Annotated in this window: 16 protein-coding genes; 7 read left to right on the top strand and 9 right to left on the bottom strand. The window is 61.4% G+C overall.

All coding sequences use genetic code 11. The features are described 5' to 3' along the window. Positions 1-101: 101 nt before the first annotated feature. Positions 102-530, bottom strand: coding sequence for a hypothetical protein (locus tag GVK95_RS17320; protein ID WP_159951867.1), 429 nt, complete (start codon positions 528-530; stop codon positions 102-104). A gap of 193 nt (positions 531-723) precedes the next feature. Here GVK95_RS17320 and GVK95_RS17315 point away from each other — a divergent pair, with 193 nt between their 5' ends. The 4 genes from GVK95_RS17315 (at position 724) to ppa (ending at position 6,230) form a co-directional block, all read left to right on the top strand. Then, entirely contained in the window at positions 724-2,787 is a 2,064-nt protein-coding gene (locus GVK95_RS17315) for a M3 family metallopeptidase (protein ID WP_159951865.1), read from the top strand. A gap of 171 nt (positions 2,788-2,958) precedes the next feature. Beyond that, the gene (gene typA / locus GVK95_RS17310; protein ID WP_159951863.1) at positions 2,959-4,776 is read left to right on the top strand and encodes a translational GTPase TypA; all 1,818 of its coding nucleotides are present in this window, start codon (positions 2,959-2,961) and stop codon (positions 4,774-4,776) included. Positions 4,777-4,970: 194 nt separating this feature from the next. Beyond that, positions 4,971-5,477, top strand: coding sequence for a GNAT family N-acetyltransferase (locus GVK95_RS17305; RefSeq protein ID WP_159951861.1), 507 nt, complete (start codon positions 4,971-4,973; stop codon positions 5,475-5,477). Positions 5,478-5,693: 216 nt separating this feature from the next. Continuing rightward, the gene (ppa, locus tag GVK95_RS17300) at positions 5,694-6,230 is read left to right on the top strand and encodes an inorganic diphosphatase (protein WP_007605862.1); all 537 of its coding nucleotides are present in this window, start codon (positions 5,694-5,696) and stop codon (positions 6,228-6,230) included. Between the two features lie 3 nt (positions 6,231-6,233). Here the strand turns inward: ppa and GVK95_RS17295 are convergent, their stop codons facing one another. Both GVK95_RS17295 and GVK95_RS17290 read right to left on the bottom strand, forming a co-directional pair. Continuing rightward, the gene (locus tag GVK95_RS17295; protein WP_159951859.1) at positions 6,234-6,548 is read right to left on the bottom strand and encodes a DUF167 domain-containing protein; all 315 of its coding nucleotides are present in this window, start codon (positions 6,546-6,548) and stop codon (positions 6,234-6,236) included. Further along, on the bottom strand, positions 6,545-6,835 hold the full coding sequence (locus GVK95_RS17290; protein ID WP_007605860.1) for a YggT family protein: 291 nt from the start codon (positions 6,833-6,835) through the stop codon (positions 6,545-6,547). The genes GVK95_RS17295 and GVK95_RS17290 overlap by 4 nt, the downstream gene beginning before the upstream one ends. 130 nt (positions 6,836-6,965) lie before the next feature. Between GVK95_RS17290 and GVK95_RS17285 the strand changes: the two genes are divergently transcribed. Next, the gene (locus GVK95_RS17285) at positions 6,966-8,213 is read left to right on the top strand and encodes an MFS transporter (protein WP_159951857.1); all 1,248 of its coding nucleotides are present in this window, start codon (positions 6,966-6,968) and stop codon (positions 8,211-8,213) included. Here GVK95_RS17285 and GVK95_RS17280 read toward each other — a convergent pair. The 6 genes from GVK95_RS17280 to hemC all read right to left on the bottom strand — a co-directional run bounded on the left by GVK95_RS17280 (position 8,198) and on the right by hemC (position 14,066). Continuing rightward, on the bottom strand, positions 8,198-8,926 hold the full coding sequence (locus GVK95_RS17280; RefSeq protein ID WP_159951855.1) for a glutamine amidotransferase: 729 nt from the start codon (positions 8,924-8,926) through the stop codon (positions 8,198-8,200). The two genes, GVK95_RS17285 and GVK95_RS17280, sit on opposite strands and share 16 nt — an antisense overlap. Next, on the bottom strand, positions 8,916-9,395 hold the full coding sequence (locus tag GVK95_RS17275) for a TerB family tellurite resistance protein (RefSeq protein WP_159951853.1): 480 nt from the start codon (positions 9,393-9,395) through the stop codon (positions 8,916-8,918). Before GVK95_RS17275 ends, GVK95_RS17280 begins: the two co-directional genes overlap by 11 nt. A gap of 10 nt (positions 9,396-9,405) precedes the next feature. After that, positions 9,406-11,028 (bottom strand): heme biosynthesis protein HemY, encoded by a 1,623-nt coding sequence (locus tag GVK95_RS17270; RefSeq protein ID WP_159951851.1) that lies wholly within the window; start codon positions 11,026-11,028, stop codon positions 9,406-9,408. A gap of 4 nt (positions 11,029-11,032) precedes the next feature. Next, positions 11,033-12,325, bottom strand: a complete 1,293-nt coding sequence (locus GVK95_RS17265; protein ID WP_159951849.1) for a mitofilin family membrane protein — start codon at positions 12,323-12,325, stop codon at positions 11,033-11,035. Between the two features lie 90 nt (positions 12,326-12,415). Then, positions 12,416-13,132 carry a uroporphyrinogen-III synthase gene (locus GVK95_RS17260; RefSeq protein WP_159951847.1) on the bottom strand — a complete coding sequence of 239 codons (717 nt, stop codon included), beginning with the start codon at positions 13,130-13,132 and terminating at the stop codon, positions 12,416-12,418. Positions 13,133-13,136: 4 nt separating this feature from the next. Next, positions 13,137-14,066, bottom strand: coding sequence for a hydroxymethylbilane synthase (gene hemC / locus GVK95_RS17255; RefSeq protein ID WP_159951845.1), 930 nt, complete (start codon positions 14,064-14,066; stop codon positions 13,137-13,139). A gap of 73 nt (positions 14,067-14,139) precedes the next feature. On the opposite strand from hemC, the gene tsaD reads away from it, so the two are divergent. Further along, positions 14,140-15,234, top strand: a complete 1,095-nt coding sequence (tsaD, locus tag GVK95_RS17250; RefSeq protein ID WP_159951843.1) for a tRNA (adenosine(37)-N6)-threonylcarbamoyltransferase complex transferase subunit TsaD — start codon at positions 14,140-14,142, stop codon at positions 15,232-15,234. Then, positions 15,231-16,220, top strand: coding sequence for an NAD(P)H-dependent glycerol-3-phosphate dehydrogenase (locus GVK95_RS17245; protein ID WP_159951841.1), 990 nt, complete (start codon positions 15,231-15,233; stop codon positions 16,218-16,220). Before tsaD ends, GVK95_RS17245 begins: the two co-directional genes overlap by 4 nt. Positions 16,221-16,241: the final 21 nt, after the last annotated feature.

Here is a 16,241-nt window from a genome sequence, read left to right as displayed (position 1 = left end):
GTCCGGGATCGGCTGGTGCGCTGAAAATTGAGATAGGTGCACAGTGCGCCGATCAGCGAATGTGGTCTCATGCAGGTTTGTGTCGTGTCGCCCGCCTTCGGCTAGCTGGTGCGGCCGAAGAAATCGAGAACCTTGGCATAGGAATCGGCATTGTCGAGGTTGCCGATCATTTCAGCCAGGGCATGCTGGGTGCGGTAATATTCGGCATAGTCGAATTCGGTATTGTCGGTGAGATCGGACAGATCCGCGACATTGCCATGGCGATCGACGGCCTGAAGCGGCAGCTCGGTGGATAGTTCCCGGTAGGTATCCTCGTCGATTTCGGCACGATCGAAACTTTCGACGGCAATTTCGCGCAGCCGGCGCGGTGTCATGCTGGCAAAGACGGAAAGTGCTTCCTCGAATGTCTCGCGTTCTCGCGAGACCAGAGGCTTTGGCGAGAGCTCGCTTAGCCTTACCTCTTGCTGGAGGTTGCTTTCCTTGACCTTCAGAGACGGGCCGCCAATCGGCCGTATTGGAAACACTTCCATGGCACACACCATCCTTTCATAGGATATATCGATCTATCTCCCAGTTCTAATTTTCGTCAATGTTGATGGAACAAAGTTGTGGGTCATATTCATTTTTGTTCACTGCTTTTTGTGTGCTTGTCATCTGTTCGTCGCGATAGCATACCGGATGGACGTGCTTCGCGGATCGGAAGCGCCATCGAAGGAGATGCTGATGACTGGTTCCCTCGTCTATAATCCTGCCGTTTTCGAATGGACGGGCCCGCATGGCCTGCCGAAATTCGAGGCGGTTGCTGATGGCGATTTCGCGCCGGCCTTCGAGGCGGGTTTGGCCGAGCACGATACCGAAATCGATCTGGTCGCGGGCAATGCGGAAGCGCCAAGCTTTGAAAACACCATTGTCGAGCTAGAATTGGCCGGCGATAATCTTTCCCGCGTGTCGGCGCTGTTCTGGAATCGGGCGGGCGCACACACGAATCCGGCCATCCAGGCGCTGGAACGAGAGATTGCCCCAAAGATGTCGCGCCACTATTCCAAGATCGGCATGAATGTCGCGCTGTTTCAGCGGATCGATACGCTGTGGAACGCGCGGGACGAGCTTGGCTTGTCGCTGGAACAGACCCGCGTGTTGGAGCGGCACTGGAAGGGCTTCGTCAAGTCGGGTGCGAAACTTCCAAAGGCGCAGCAGGAGCGCCTTGCGGCGATCAACGAGCGACTGGCGAGCCTCGGGGCACAGTTTGGCCAGAACGTGCTGGCGGACGAAAGCTCATGGATCCTGCCGCTGGCCGGAGAGGATGACCTTGCGGGCATTCCAGGTTTCCTGCGCGATGCCATGGCATCGGCTGCTGCGGCCCATGCCGGCGGGCACGCCTATGTCGTGACGCTTTCGCGCTCTATCATCGAACCCTTTTTGACCTTTTCCGAGCGCCGCGACCTGCGCGAGACAGCGTTCAAGGCCTGGACGGCCCGCGGCATCAATGGCGGCGCAACCGATAATCGCCAGATCGTCAAGGAGACGCTGGCGCTGCGGGCCGAAAAGGCTGCGCTTCTGGGATACGAGAATTATGCTTGCCTCAAGCTCGACAACACCATGGCGAAAACGCCGGACGCGGTGAACGGCCTGCTGATGCAGGTCTGGGAGAAGGCCGTGAAGCAGGCCGAGGGGGAGGAGCACGAACTGGCCGAGCTAATTGCCGGGGAAGGCCGCAACCACGAGGTTGCTCCCTGGGACTGGCGTCACTATGCGGAAAAGCTGCGCGCCCGGAAGTTCAACTTCTCCGAAGCCGAGTTGAAGCCCTATCTGCAGCTTGAGAAGATCATCGAGGCTTGTTTCGATGTTGCCGGCCGTATCTTCGGCATCCGGGCCGTGCCGATGACGGGTGTCGCCGGCTATCACCCCGACGTGCGCGTCTTTGAAATCCGCGACCGGTCGGATCAGCTCGTTGCGCTGTTCCTCGGCGATTATTTCGCCCGTCCGTCGAAGCGGTCGGGTGCATGGATGAGTTCGTTCCAGTCGCAGCACCGGCTGACGCTGAAAAACGGGCATGTCGGCGAAATTCCGATCATCTACAATGTCTGCAATTTTGCCAAGCCGGAGCTGGGTCGCCCGGCGCTTCTGTCGCTCGACGATGCGCGCACGCTGTTTCACGAGTTCGGCCATGCTGCCCATGGCATGCTGTCGAACGTGATCTATCCATCGGTATCGGGCACCAGCGTCTCGCGCGATTTCGTCGAGCTGCCGTCGCAGCTCTACGAACATTGGCTGACGGTGCCCGAAATCCTGAAGACTTATGCCGTGCATTTCGAGACCGGCCAACCGATGCCACAGGCTCTTCTCGAGAAGGTGCTGGCGGCGCGGACTTTCAATGCCGGCTTCACGACCGTTGAGTTCACCTCTTCGGCGCTGGTCGACATGGCGTTCCACACGCAAGGGGCAATCGACGATCCGATTGCCGTTCAGAATGCCGTTCTGGCAAAAATCGGCATGCCTGCGTCCATCGTGATGCGCCATGCCACGCCGCACTTTCAGCACGTTTTTTCCGGCGACGGCTATTCGGCCGGCTACTATTCCTACATGTGGTCGGAAGTTCTGGACGCAGACGCGTTTGCCGCCTTCGAGGAAACGGGCAATGCATTCGATCCGGAAACGGCCAGAAAACTCAAGGAAAACATCTACTCCGTCGGCGGCTCGATCGATCCGGAAGACGCCTATATGGCCTTCCGCGGACGGATGCCGACACCGGAGGCAATGCTGAAGAAAAAGGGGCTGGCGGCTTAGTCAGTCTGCAAGAAAAGGCGATTTTTCTGCGCCGTCGGTAACCATTGAACCGGTGCCGGCGGTTTCCCCTCTTTCGCAATTGCAAAAAAAGGGTTATGAGCGCCCCAAAGTAACAGGCGCGCCACCGGCACTTCACCGGCATTTGCGCCAAAGCCACCAGAGATCCTTATCATGAAAATGCGCAACATCGCGATTATCGCGCACGTCGACCATGGCAAAACAACGCTCGTCGACGAGCTCCTGAAGCAGTCCGGTTCGTTCCGCGACAACCAGCGCACGGTCGAGCGCATGATGGACTCGAACGACCTCGAAAAAGAGCGCGGCATCACCATTCTCGCCAAGGCGACCTCGATCGAGTGGAAGGGCACGCGCATCAACATCGTCGACACCCCCGGCCACGCCGACTTCGGCGGCGAAGTCGAGCGTATCCTGTCGATGGTGGATGGCGCGATCGTTCTGGTCGACTCGTCTGAAGGCCCGATGCCGCAGACCAAGTTCGTCGTTTCCAAGGCTCTGAAGGTTGGCCTGCGCCCGATCGTTGCGATCAACAAGATCGACCGTCCGGACGGCCGCCACGAAGAAGTCATCAACGAAGTCTTCGACCTGTTTGCCAATCTCGACGCCACTGACGAACAGCTCGACTTCCCGATCCTCTACGGTTCGGGTCGCGATGGCTGGATGAACGTCAACCCGGAAGGTCCGAAGGACCAGGGCCTGGCGCCGCTGCTCGACCTGGTTCTGGAACATGTTCCCGAGCCGAATGTCGGCGAAGGCCCGTTCCGCATGATCGGCACGCTGCTGGAAGCCAACCCCTTCCTCGGTCGTATCATCACCGGCCGTATCGCTTCCGGCTCGATCAAGCCGAACCAGTCCGTCAAGGTTCTCAGCCAGGACGGCAAGACCGTTGAAACCGGCCGTATCTCAAAGATCCTCGCGTTCCGTGGCATCGAGCGCCAGCCGATCGAAGAAGCCCATGCCGGCGACATCGTTGCCATCGCAGGTCTGTCCAAAGGCACCGTTGCCGACACGTTCTGTGATCCGTCGGTCACCGAAGCGATGACCGCACAGCCGATCGATCCGCCGACCGTCACCATGTCCTTCCTCGTCAACGACAGCCCTCTGGCCGGCACCGAAGGTGACAAGGTCACCAGCCGTGTCATCCGCGACCGTCTGTTCAAGGAAGCCGAAGGCAATGTCGCGCTGAAGATCGAAGAATCGGACGGCAAGGATTCGTTCTTCGTCTCGGGCCGCGGCGAATTGCAGCTGGCCGTTCTGATCGAAACCATGCGTCGCGAAGGTTTCGAGCTTGCCGTGTCGCGTCCGCGCGTGGTCATGCACAAGGATGAAGACGGCAACGTTCTCGAGCCGATCGAAGAAGTCGTCATCGACGTCGATGAAGAGCATTCCGGCATCGTCGTCCAGAAGATGTCCGAGCGCAAAGCCGAAATGGCCGAGCTTCGCCCGTCCGGCGGCAGCCGCGTTCGTCTGAAGTTCTTTGCACCGACCCGTGGCCTCATCGGTTACCAGTCGGAACTGCTGACCGACACCCGCGGCACCGCGATCATGAACCGTCTGTTCCATGATTATCAGCCTTACAAGGGCGAAATCGGCGGCCGTACCAATGGCGTGCTGCTGTCGAACCAGTCCGGCGAAGCCGTTGCCTATGCCATGTTCAACCTGGAAGACCGTGGTCCGATGATCATCGAACCAGGCGAAAAGGTCTATGCCGGCATGATCATCGGCATCCACAGCCGTGACAACGACCTCGAGGTCAACGTGTTGAAGGGCAAGCAGCTCACCAACATCCGTTCGGCCGGCAAGGACGAAGCTGTTCGCCTGACCCCGCCGATCCGCATGACGCTCGACCGCGCCCTGTCGTGGATCCAGGACGACGAGCTGATGGAAGTGACGCCGAAGAACATTCGTCTGCGCAAGACCTATCTCGACGCCAACGACCGCAAGCGTTTCGGCAAGGCGAAGATCGCCTGATTGTCGAATTCCAGTCTTGATTGTTTTGAACCCCGGCAGAAATGCCGGGGTTTTTGTTTGTGCATGGGATGTGTCAGTGCTTGCGAGATGGGTTAAAAAAGCGTTAAATTTCGGTCTGTGGTCCAGATGATGGGACCGGAAATCGACTGACGGATGAGCCGTTTCGTGATTTCTGCGAGGACGAGAGTAACGTTATGAAGACGTTGTCGATTGATATGCGCCTTGCCGGTCCCCGGGATGGCGCGGCGATTGCCGAAGCCCATCGCAGCGCCTGGCAGCATGCCTATTCCGGCATCATTCCCCATCGTGCCCTGACCCGGATGATCGAGCGGCGGGGGGAAGCCTGGTGGCGCAAGGCGACGCGTGGACCAGCCACGATCCTGGTTGTCGAAGTGGCAGGCGTTGTCGCCGGTTATGCCTCTCTCGGCCTCAACCGTGCCCGTTCCCTGCCGCATGAAGGCGAAATCTACGAGATCTACCTGCGTCCGGAATACCAGGGCATCGGTCTTGGCTATGCGCTGTTCAACGAGGCCCGCCGGCTGCTGAAATCGCTCGGCTGCGATGGAATGGTCGTCTGGTGCCTTGAAGACAGCGAGATTGCTGCCGGCTTCTTCCGCTCGAATGGCGGGATCGACACGGTCGAAGGTATGGAAGATTTCGACAACGTGCATCTGAAGAAGCTGGGTTTCGTCTGGAACTGAGCCTCGGCTCGTCATCCTGACGGCATTGGAGCGTCGGGCAACAGGCTGTGTCGGCTGGAGTGGGTAGGGCCATTCAGTCTTTCCTGGCGGCTGACAAATCAGTAGCTCGAGCACCGCCGCACTTTACCATTCCCACGCTTCGCCCAAAGCCGTGTTGCAATGCGCCATCTTTCGCTTTAGGAAACGCGGGATTTCAACACTCCCACGGGGTCCAAAATGCGCATCGATGCAATTGCCATTGGCAAGAATCCGCCGGAAGACATCAACGTCATCGTTGAGGTTCCGGTTGGCGGTCAACCGATCAAGTATGAAATGGACAAGGAAGCCGGCACGCTGGTGGTCGACCGTTTCCTCTACACCCCGATGACCTATCCGGGTAACTACGGTTTCGTGCCGCACACGCTCTGCCTCGACGGCGATCCGCTGGACGTGCTGATCTGTAACACGCGTCCGCTGGTGCCGGGTTGCGTTATCAACGTCCGCCCGATCGGCGTCATGCTGATGGAAGACGATGGCGGCATGGACGAAAAGATCCTTGCCGTTCCGGTTCCGAAGCTGACCCGCCGTTACGACAAGATCACCAATTATACCGACCTGCCGGAAATCACCCTGAAACAGATCCAGCACTTCTTCGAGCACTACAAGGATCTCGAGCCGGGCAAGTGGGTCAAGATCGGCGGCTGGCGCGACGTGGATGTCGCCAAGCAGCTGATCCTGGAATCGATCCAGCGCGCGACGGAAGAAAAGAAATAAGCGTCAGCCCGTCAGAACAACGTCGAGCTTTTCTGCCAAATCCTCCGGGTCGCCATCGATCCGGAGGATTTTTTGTCTGGATGTATCGCCGGATATAACCGCGATCGAGGACTTGGGGCAGCGTAGCGTCTTGGAGACCAGGGCGATCAGGGCCTTGTTGGCCTTTCCCTTTTCCGGAACGGCCGTGACCCGGGCTTTCAGGTAAACCTGCCCGTCGGCCGAAATGTCGGCGCCCTCCAGCATGTCGCGCCCGCCATTCGGCGTCAGCCGTATGGCGAGCAGCAGATGGTCGGCGGCAATCCGGTAGGGCTTGTTCACGCCACCAGCGGGTAGATCGTGTTCCACAACAGCGAGCGTGCGAAGAAGATCAGGACGAGTACGACGATCGGCGAGATGTCGATCCCGCCGAGATCGGGCATGAAGCGACGGATCGGGCGTAGCACGGGCTCGGTGACATTGTAGAAGAACGAGCCGAGCGAGGCGACGAAGCGATTGCTCGAATTGATGACGTTGAAGGCATAGAGCCACGAGAAGATCGCGCTGCCGATCAGAATCCAGGTGAAGATGCTGAGTACGAGATCGATGGTTTGAAATAGCGCAAGCATTCAAAGTCTCCATTTCTTGGTTGACAGAGATGTAGACATTGGCGACTTAACGGACAAGTGGATGGGGCGCCCGCATTCGAAATCATGTTTAACGGGCTGGTTTGTCCCGCTGTTTCTGAAAGTTTTCGACATGACCCCTTCTTCCGCCGGCGACCGTTTTGCTGCGTTCCGGCATAAATCCTATACGCGCTTCTTCTTTGCCCGTTTTCTAGGTGCCTTTGCGACCCAGATTCTCAGCGTCTCGGTTGGCTGGCAGATGTATGACCAGACCGGTAGCGCCTTCTATCTCGGCCTGATCGGCCTGGTGCAGTTTCTTCCGGCGTTGTTGCTGATACTCGTCACCGGCTCGGTTGCCGACCGCTACAATCGCCGTGCCATTGTTGCAGCCTGCATGGTGCTGAGCTCGCTTTGCGCGGCGGCGATGCTGGGACTGACGTTGGCGGATGCCTTCGAGCCGACGATCGTCTTTGCCATTCTCGTCCTGTTCGGGATAGAGCGGGCGTTTGCGGCGCCGGCCGTGCAGTCCCTGGCACCCAATCTGGTGCCGACTGCGGATCTTGCCAACGCTGTCGCCTGGAATTCGTCGTCCTGGCAGACGGCGTCGATCATCGGCCCTGTTGCCGGCGGCCTGCTCTATGGCGCGAGCCCGGTACTCGCCTATTCGACGTCGCTGGCGTTTTTCCTCGGGGCTGCCGTTCTGGTCTTCCTGGTGGAGCGGCCGGTCCAGCGCATGTCGAACAAGGCCGTCACCAGGGACACGCTGCTGGCCGGCTTCCGCTTCATCTTCGGTGAGAAGATCGTGCTGGGAGCGATCTCGCTCGATCTGTTTGCCGTTCTGCTTGGTGGTGCCGTCGCACTCATGCCGGTGTTTGCGCGCGATATCCTGACGCTCGGGCCATGGGGCCTCGGCCTGTTGCGCGCGGCGCCGGGTATCGGCGCCATCCTCGTCGCCATTGCGCTTGCGAGTTATCCGGTCCGCCACAATGCTGGTGTGTTCATGTTCGTCGGCGTTGCATTGTTCGGTGCCGGAACGATCATGTTCGGCCTGTCGCAGACCGCCTGGGTGTCTATCGTTGCGCTGATGCTGATGGGGGCTGCCGACATGGCGTCGGTCTATGTGCGCGAGACACTCATCGCGCTCTGGACGCCGGATGAGGTGCGCGGTCGCGTCAATGCGGTCAACATGGTGTTTGTCGGGGCGTCGAACGAGCTTGGCGAGTTTCGCGCCGGGACCATGGCACATTTCATCGGGCCGGTCGCGGCCGTGGTCGTCGGTGGCGTCGGCACGTTGGCGGTTGCCGGGCTCTGGGCTTTCGGCTTTCCGCAGTTGCGCAAGATCGACAGCCTTGAAGCGCCAGAGCCTCAGGCGGGCAAATGAGCCTTTTCGAAAATCAGGTCGAGAAAATTCGATAGCCAGGCGCGAAGCGGCGCATCGAAGATCATCCGTCCATCCAGGTGATCGCGACCCTGCTGGGCGTTCGGCAGGACGAAGCGGTGGGCGCCATGCACGACCCAACGGTGCATCATGGCTCTGGTCAATTCGGCATGGAACTGGACGCCCCAGGCATTCTGGCCGTAGCGGAAGGCCTGGTTCGGATATATGTCGCCTTCCGCCAGCAGCTTGGCTCCATGCGGCAGGCTGAAGCCTTCGCGGTGGAAGTGGTAGACCATCTGCGGCCAGTGCATCAGTACGCGGCCATGCTCTGTGGGGCGGATCGGATACCAGCCGATCTCGGTGCGTTGCTCCCGGTCGGCCTCCACCTTGCCACCGAGTTGGCGCGCCAGCATCTGGGCACCGAGGCATATGCCGAGATAGGGTTTGTTTTCCTTCAGCGGTATATCCAGCCAGTCGATCTCGCGCTTGACGAACTCGTCGGGATCGTTGGCGCTCATCGGTCCGCCGAAGACGACGGCACCGGCGTGGCTGGCCAAGGTGCAGGGCAGTTTTTCTCCGAGCACCGGACGACGGATATCCAGAGGATAACCCTTTTCTTCCAGCATCTGTCCGACACGACCGGCACTGGAGCGTTCCTGATGCAGGACGATCAGAACAGGTTGTTTACGCGTAGCGCGCGTCGGGTCATGGAGCATCGTCGCTTGCTCCCATTCCGGCGCGGGCTGCGGCCTCCTGGCGCTGGATCACACGGCCGCGCGACGAGACCCCCAGCAGATCGGCAACCCGCCAGATGGCGTGATCCTCCATCTCGCTGCGGTTTCCGTCTGCATAGACGATGTCCCAGAGAATGCCGATCAATTGTTCTCGTGCCGGCTCGTCGAGATGACGCTTTAGGTCGGTGGTAAATCGGTAGTAATCGACGGCTTCATTTTCCGCTTCCTGACCGGCGGCAATCAGTGCTTCAAGCTTGGCCTCGTCGAGATCATATTGCTCCTGCAGGATCGCGCGCAGTTTTTTCCTTTCTGCATCGCGGACCACGCCATCGGCTTCCATGACCTGAAAACACAGCGCCGCGACAGCGATGCGCGGGTCATCAGGTGCGAAAACCGCCGGTGGGCGGTCTTGCGTGATCGATTGGAAAAAGGATTGCAGACGTTCGAGCATAGAGATCCTATCAGAACAGTTTGAGCCGGGTCTTTGCCTCGGGCGCGGCGCGGCTGTGATCCTTGACGCCCGGGTCATCGGGCGGGCGACCGAAGAACGGTTCGACTATGTCGTCAGCCTTGATGGATTGTTCGCGATCCGCAAGGGGAAGCGGCGCTGCCGCCTGCTTCTTTGCCGCAGCTTCCGGCTTTTCCTCGATCACCACCGGTGTTTCTGCATCGACGATCGGGGCGGGCGGCGTTGGAGCCTGCTCCGGTTCCTTCGGCACGATCGGTGGTAGGGTTCCCAGGGCTTTTTCAGCGCCCGACAGATTGCCTTCCTCGATCGGACCTTCAATCTGGTCGAAGGGAACCTTCCATTCGAAAGCATCCAGGCGACCGGTCACGGGCGAGATCGGCATCCAGCGTTCGGAGACATGGCCGTCGGCGACCCAGGCGGGATCGCGGGCTGCCTTGACCGCCTGGCCCATCCAGTGACGGATGCGGCCCTGGTCGCCTGTTTCTGCCTCCTCGATATCGGCGAGCAGAAGATAGACGCGCTCGCGCGATTCGATCCGGGCGGCCGCTTCCGCCTTGGCACGCGCCTTGTCGAATTCCTGCGCCTCGAGGGCCGCCTCGGCAACGGCCAGCAGGGATTCGATGTTGTTTGGCTTCAGCGCTTCGAGCTTTTCGGCCTTCTTCAGACGGTCCACGCCACTGTCACCGCTTCGCGACCGCACATAGGCCTGGGCGATTTCCGGATGGGGTGAAAGCCTCCACACCTGTTCCAGCGTATGGGCGGCCTTGCGCAGATTGTCTTCGCGTTGATAGGCCTTGGCGGCGACGATGGCAGCCGGCACAAGATCCTTGGCAAGCTTCAGCGCCTTCAGGGCATGATCGCGGGCGGCCACCGGTTCGCCTTCAAGCTGATCCTGCGCCTTTGCGGTCAGCAGGACGGCCTTGAGACGATCGGCCTCGTAGCGGTCAAGCACATGGGCAACCCGCTGCTGGTCGAGCAGGCGGATCGCATCATCCCAGTGACCGGCACGGCAGCGATATTCGAGCGTCGCCTTGGCAGCCCAAGGCAGGTAGGGGGCGTTCTCGGCTGCGGTCTCGGCATATTGGCGGGCCGCCTCATGAGCGCCGAGGCGGCTTGCCTCGACATAGAGACCGCGCAGGCCAAGCTCCCTGGTTTCGGCATCCTCCGACATCTGCTGGAACAGTCGCCGTGCTTCGTCGTGGCGGCCTTCGATGAGCGACGCCTGGGCGTCGAGCACGAGGATCAGCGGTTCCTGGTCGGCGCGCAGCAGGCCGCGGGCACGCGCGCTCATCTTGCGGGCGAGAATGGCATTGCCGGCGCCGGCCGCTATCAGGCCGGTGGAGAGGGCCTGATAGCCACGGTCACGGGTGCGGGCGCGGAAATAGCGGCGGACGGAATGCGGTGAAGTCCAGAGCGTGCGAAACAGCCACCAGAAGGCCATCACGACTGCCACGATGCCGATGATGATCGTTGCGGCCACCATCAGGCTCATTTCGATCAACTGGCCTTCCCAGATGATCGACAGGGATCCGGGCCGATCCGCCAGCCAGGAGAAGCCGAAGCCGAGAACGAGAATGGTGATGAAAAAGAACAGGATCTTCAGAACAGTCGTCATTGTCTCAGCCCCCAGTTCCGCCGGTTGTTCCGGCAGATGCCCCGCCAACGGTGCTGGCAAGGGCTGCGCCGATCGTGGCTTCGACCTCGACGCGCTTGCTCAACGTCGTGGCAAAGTCCGTCGAGGCCGCTTTGCCGGCTTCGGGCAGCGTTTGCCATTCCAGGGATGCGCCCTTCAGGTCGCCGTTCTGAAGCTTGTTTTCGATACGGGCGACAATGGCTTCCGGCGTTTCTCCCTCGATATTGCCGACGGGGCGAACCTTGATGACCGACAAAGCGCCGGACAGCAGCCGGTCGGCAATGCCCTGGTCCGGATCGGGCTGATGGATGGCAGCAAGGATCGCATCGGCGGTTTCACCAAAACCATTGGCGAGATCGGCGCGCGACGGAATGCCGGTCGCAGCCATCGGCGAAAGCGCCTGCACGGCGGGATCATCCGGTGCGACGCTTCTCAGCGCATCCAGTTCGGACATGAAAGGACCGCCACGATCGATGGCGGTCTTCAGGCCGGCCAGCGCGATCGCACGCGCCATTTCCACGTCGTTGCGCGGTTCCTCGATTTTCTTCTCCGCCTCGGCCAGTCGTGCCTCACTCTGGTTCAGAGCTTCGGCATTGCTGGCGACATCGCTGCGCAAGGCCGCGATGGCATCTCTCGAGAGGGTGATCTGGGCATTGAGTTCGTTCAGCGCTGCTGGGTCGATTGTCGGCGCCGCCGCGCTGGCCGCCTGAACGGAGGCTTCCAGTGCCGCAACGCGGTCGGCCAGTTCTTGGTTGGCCAGTCCGCTGTCGGCTGCCGGGGCAGGCTGTGCCGCTGCAAGGCGTGCCACTTCGGCTTTCAGCGCCTGGAGTTCGGCGTTGTCGGCCGGTGCCGCAGCGCTTGGTTTCTCGGGGCCAATTCCCGGGACAATGCCGGCATATTGCATGCTGCCGGCGAGCGCCAGGGCAACCAGACCACCAAAGATACCGGAGGCGATCAGCGTCGATGTCGCCGGTGACTGGCGAGCCGGCTCACGCGGAGGGGGAGAGGTTTCTGCAACCGTCTCCTGATAGGATGGATACGGGGCCGGTTCTGGTTCCGACTCCGGGATCGGTGCCTCGGCCCGAATGCCGGTTGGTTCAGCATCGTCTACAGGGGTGACGGGGACTTCGACAAATGTCGGCTCGCCTTCTGTAGCCGTGTCAGAGGCGGCGACGGTGTCTGTAGCGGTGGTTGGCGCGCCGGTTTCCTCTGCGGACAGGTCAATCGTGACCGGATCGTCCGAGGACTTCGATCGGCGGGGTGGCTTTCCGGAAACCATGGCAACCTCTTCATTTCCCAGCATCGACCTAAACGTAGTCAGTCAGTCCGTCGAAGGAAAGGGAGAAGATCGATTTTGAGCCTGCGACCTTCAGATGAGATCGAGAAGCAGATCCTCATTGGGGTCGGACGGCCATACGGCGCTTGCGCGAAGATCGGGTGGCAAGGTCTCGGCAATCTTTTTGCTCAGGCACAGCAGGCGCATTTTCTTGATGCGTCGCTTGTCGTCGTTCATCGGCGGCAGCGACACGAAATGCCTTGCGGTTTCCGTCGAATACAGAAGAGCCACGTCTGGCCATGGATCGAAGGCTGCTTGCAGCCTCGTCGGGTGGTGGTCGATCGGCAGCATGCGGTAACATTCTGCAACGGCGAGCTTCAGGCCGGCCGCATTCAATCGGGCTTCCAATCCGGGCGTCCTGGGAGTGCCTGCCAGATACAGGAGACCGTTGTCTCTGCCGTTATCCCATTCGGCAAGAATGCGATCGGCCAGAGCCTCGCCATCTCCTCCGCCGACAAGGACATTGGTGAAGCCGAGGTTCTGCGCTGCCTCGGCCGTCCTCGTGCCAACGGCAAATACGGGAAGTGCCAGGAGGGGCGACAGGTCCTGCCCGAGACTGGCCAGGACTCGAACGGCTTCGCTGCTTGTCACGACCAGAGCACGCGGTGCCTCGGCCAAAGCCCGGCGCAGCGTGTCGATCTGGTGGTGCGCCTGCATCAGCGGCAGGAGCACTGGCTGGTGGCCGCGACGCCGAAGCTGGGCAGCGGTTTTGTCCGCTGACGGTTCAGGTCGCGTCACCAGAACGCGCATGGGGTCAGCTCCAGCTGGTGAAGAAGCCGCTGCCGGCCTTGGCGCGGATCGCTTCGCCGGCCTCCCGGCCAAGCTTTGCGGCATCGGAACCATGGCCTTCAGCTGCGATATCGAAATACTGGCTGCCGTCCGGGGTCAGGATTGTTCCCGAAAAACGAAGGTGATTGCCCTCGATGGTCGCAAGGCCGGCAATTGGTGTGCGACAGGAACCATCGAGTGCGCCGAGAAAGGCACGCTCGCAGGTGACGGCGTCGAAAGTCGGACGATCGTTGATGGCTGCCAGAAGCGCATTGACGCCGTTGTCGCCGATCCGGCTCTCGATGCAGATCGCGCCCTGGGCCGGTGCCGGCGGAAATTCGGACGGGTCGAGCAGTTGCGTCGGCACATCCTGCTTGCCGAGGCGCTTCAGGCCGGCGAAGGCAAGTAGTGTCGCATCGACCTCACCGTCTGCGAGTTTGCGCAGGCGAGTGTCGACCGCGCCCCGAAAGGTGATGACTTTCACATCCGGTCGAATGCGGCGGATCAGCGCCTGGCGTCGAAGCGACGCGGAGCCGACGGTCGCGCCATGCGGCAATTGCTGCAGGCTCGGAGCCGTGCGGCCGATGACCGCATCGCGCACATCTTCGCGTGGCAGAAAGGCGGAAAGATACAGGCCATCGGGCAACTTCGTCGGCATGTCCTTGGAAGAATGCACGGCAAGATCGAGTGCGCCCGAGCTCAGCTGCTGCTCCAGTTCCTCGGTGAAAAGGCCCTTGCCGCCGATCTCCGACAGGGCACGATCGGTGATCCGGTCGCCTTTTGTCGAAAGCACGACGATCTCGAACATCTCTTCCGGCAGGTTATGGGCGAGCATCAGGCGATCGCGTGTCTCGTGAGCCTGGGCAAGCGCCAGCGGACTTCCGCGTGTGCCGATGCGGAAAGGTTTTGTTTGCATCCGATCAGATCCGTTGTTACCGACTGTCCTCGTAGACCGGTTTCCCGGTCACCGCAATCAATGAACAGGGTCCATGACGTCGCAACTCCGTATTCTCGGTCTCGAAACCAGCTGTGACGAAACGGCGGCTGCAGTGGTCACACGTCTTCCGGACGGGACCGCCGTCACGGAGGCCGACGTGGTCCTCAGCCAGCTGGACGAACACAGCGCCTATGGCGGTGTCGTGCCGGAAATCGCGGCGCGTGCGCATGTCGAGGCCCTCGATACGCTGATCGAAGAGGCCTTAACCCGGGCGGGCATCACGCTTGCCGACATCGATGCGATCGCGGCGACCTCCGGGCCCGGATTGATCGGCGGGCTGCTGGTCGGTCTGATGACCGGCAAGGCGATGGCGCGCGCTTCGGGCAAGCCGCTCTATGCGATCAACCATCTGGAGGGCCATGCGCTGACGGCGCGGCTGACGGATGGCGTGGCTTTTCCCTATCTGATGCTGCTGGTCTCCGGCGGTCATACGCAGCTGGTTCTGGTCAAGGGCGTCGGCGACTACGAGCGCTGGGGCACGACGATCGACGATGCACTGGGCGAAGCCTTCGACAAGACCGCCAAGCTGTTGGGCCTGCCTTATCCGGGTGGCCCGGCGGTCGAGCGCGCAGCTGCTACCGGCAATGCCAAGCGGTTTGCCTTTCCCCGGCCGCTGGTCGGCGAAGCCCGGCTCGACTTTTCCTTTTCAGGCCTGAAGACGGCGGTGCGGCAGGCGGCCGAAGGCATAGCGCCGGTCACCGACCAGGATATTGCCGATATATGCGCCTCGTTCCAGCGGGCGATTTCGCGCACGCTGATGGACCGTATCGGCCGTGGACTGCAGCGCTTCCACGAGACGTATCCCGATGCGGTCGAGCCGGCGCTGATCGTTGCCGGCGGGGTTGCCGCCAATCAGGAGGTCCGCCGCACGCTCGACGAGCTCTGCGCCCGGCACCGGTTCCGCTTCGTCGCCCCGCCGCATCGTCTGTGTACCGACAATGCGGTGATGATTGCCTGGGCAGGCCTTGAACGTATGGCGCTCGGGATGGCTCCCGACGACTTGAATGTCGCGCCGCGCTCGCGCTGGCCGCTGGATGCCGGCGCTCAGGCTTTGCTTGCCTATGGCAAACGCGGAGCCAAGGCATGAGCGGGCACGAGCGGATTGCCGTCGTCGGCGCCGGTGCTTTCGGCAGGGCGCTCGCTGCGGTCATGGCGCAAGAGGGCCGGGCGGACGTTGTGCTCGTCGGGCGCGACGCCTCGCTAATGGCGGATCTGGCCGCGTCCGGCATTCAAGATACGGCATTGCCAGGTATCCAGTTGCCGGCGGCCTTGCGCTATTCGGCGCGGCCCGCAGATATCGCGGACGCCGATATCGTGCTTTTTGCCATGCCGTCGCAGGCGCAGCTCGATGCCGCACGTGTCTATGGTCCCCATCTCGGCAAGCATGTGCCGGTTGTCATCTGTGCCAAGGGCATCGAGAAACAAACCGCCCGATTGCTGACCGATGTGCTGGAAGAGGCGCTTCCCGATCATCCGATCGCGGTGCTGTCCGGTCCAGGCTTCGCTGCCGATATCGCCAAGGGACTGCCCACGGCGATGGCGCTCGCTGCCGCCGATCTTGCCACCGCCGAACGGCTGGCCAAGGCGATTTCGGGCAAGACCTTCCGGCTCTATGCCTCGGATGACCGGGTTGGTGTGCAGCTTGGCGGTGCGCTGAAGAACGTGCTGGCGATCGCCTGTGGTGTGGTCGAAGGCATGGGCTTGGGCGATTCCGCCCGGGCCGCGCTGATCGCCCGTGGACTGGCGGAAATGTCGCGTCTGGTCGAGGCGATGGGCGGGCGTGGCGATACCGTGCGCGGCCTGTCCGGCCTTGGAGACCTGGTGCTGACGGCGACAAGCCACCAGTCGCGCAACCTGCGCTTCGGCATCGGTCTCGGGCGTGGCGAGGATATGGCCGCGGGGAATGGTCCGCTGGTCGAAGGCGCCTTTGCCGCGGCGGTTGCCGCCCGTCTGGCCGAAGGCCTGAATGTCTCCATGCCGATCACCCAGGCGGTGGCGGCGATCATCGATGGACGTCTTGATATTCCAACCGTGATCACGCAGTTGATGTCACGTCCGATCACCACCGAATAAACACCATCCCGAAGGAGCGTT

Origin of the sequence: Rhizobium sp. 18065 (assembly GCF_902706095.1) — a bacterium.
Taxonomy (GTDB): domain Bacteria; phylum Pseudomonadota; class Alphaproteobacteria; order Rhizobiales; family Rhizobiaceae; genus Allorhizobium.
The sequence above is the reverse complement of the archived record's forward strand: the minus strand, read 5'-3'. Positions and strand labels throughout refer to the sequence as shown.